The sequence below is a fragment of the Marinobacterium sp. xm-g-48 genome, from assembly GCF_013282925.1.
Taxonomy (GTDB): Bacteria; Pseudomonadota; Gammaproteobacteria; order Pseudomonadales; family Balneatricaceae; genus Marinobacterium_E.
This window is the reverse complement of sequence record NZ_WBYQ01000019.1, coordinates 1-1,372: the sequence shown is the minus strand read 5'-3', so window position 1 is coordinate 1,372 and position 1,372 is coordinate 1. Positions and strand designations below refer to the sequence as shown.

Below are 1,372 nucleotides of genomic sequence, written 5' to 3'. Positions count from 1 at the left end.
CGGCACATAGCAGTCGTTTACAGCTGCGAATTAAATCAGAATCTAGCCAATTAAAACATTGGCAAGCCCCGAATCGCCTTAGATGCTTGAAAGTTGATCAAGTAACACCTTATATGATTCGTTTTCAGTTTTCTGAGTAGCAGTATCTTTCTGCATTACTTCTATAAATTTTAAATACGATTCATAGGTTTCAAATCTTTCGAAAAATGTCTGTATCAGTTCAAAGCAGTCATTTTCAATTTCATAAATATCGGAGAGCCATTTGAATAGTTTCGCCAGTTTCTGATCTTCTATCTCTTTGTACCGCCTGAAAATATTTTCATCTAGTCCTCGTTCCATCACGGCTTCCAGATAATCTTTTCTCAGGAGGCTATAATCATAAAACCTGATAGGCATTTCGTCGATCAACCCTCTATAAAGCCTGTCGGTCAGAAGATATTCAAAGGTTTTCCTTTTAGGATTAACCAGATACTCAACATGTGATGCTCCATAATTCTCGTATCGATCAAATACATAGCTGATCTCATCAGCAGCCGAATTGAACGCTACAGGCTTACACCACTGATCATCAGTAGAAAGATTTTCCCAGTCGGCAAAACTTATCAGCATTGATTTACCTTCTGTAATAGTAGAATTGATCTCCGACATTCTTTTCCCTCTGAGGAATACATCCGCATAGTAAAATAAAGATATTAAAGGTTTTTTCTAGTAACTGTATTATTTGCTGCGCACTTATATACGAAGTACGTCAGGTGCAACCCATTTGAATTGTCAGTGGCAGCTTTGGGTCGTGTTTGACCGCTAAGCGGGGCTACGTCTAACGGCACAAAGCTGCCGTCTCTGCTAATACCTCGAAGGGGCTCGCTTCAAGCCAAAACCTATAAATATTTCACCTGCCAGACGCTCAAGGCGGGATATTATCCTCGGACTGTTCATCCATTTGCTTAGTCTGCCAGGTGCCAAAAGAGGACATAAATAATCATATGCTTTATAGGTATATAGTAAACGGCAAATCAAACCGTCTTAGAATTGAAATGTTAGATGTACATGTGCTCACAGTCTCTCCAAAAGAACAAGAGTGCACATTATTAAAGGGTTAGTTTACTCTATCGCAATATATATACATTGGAGCAAACCTTGAAAAACTGGTTGTTTTTATCCGCTGCAATTATTTGTGAAGTAATTGCAACATCTAGTCTGAAGTCGAGTGAAGGTTTTACTAAAATCGCCCCATCTATGCTTGTTATTATTGGTTATGGCGCAGCTTTCTATTTACTTTCACTTACTCTGAAATCAATCCCTGTTGGTATTGCATATGCAATTTGGTCAGGGCTTGGCATAGTTTTAGTTACTCTAGTCGCATGGTTTATGC

The 1,372-nt window shown here is 38.8% G+C and carries 2 protein-coding genes; one reads left to right on the top strand and one right to left on the bottom strand.

The window, feature by feature from the left end; all coding sequences use genetic code 11:
- Positions 1 to 78: 78 nt before the first annotated feature.
- A complete protein-coding gene (locus tag XMG48_RS11925; RefSeq protein WP_173482299.1) occupies positions 79 to 648 on the bottom strand; it encodes a hypothetical protein in 570 nt (189 codons plus the stop codon).
- A gap of 489 nt (positions 649 to 1,137) precedes the next feature.
- On the opposite strand from XMG48_RS11925, the gene XMG48_RS11920 reads away from it, so the two are divergent.
- Positions 1,138 to 1,372, top strand: a 235-nt coding sequence (locus tag XMG48_RS11920) for a multidrug efflux SMR transporter (RefSeq protein ID WP_173482298.1), incomplete at its 3' end; no start/stop codon positions are given.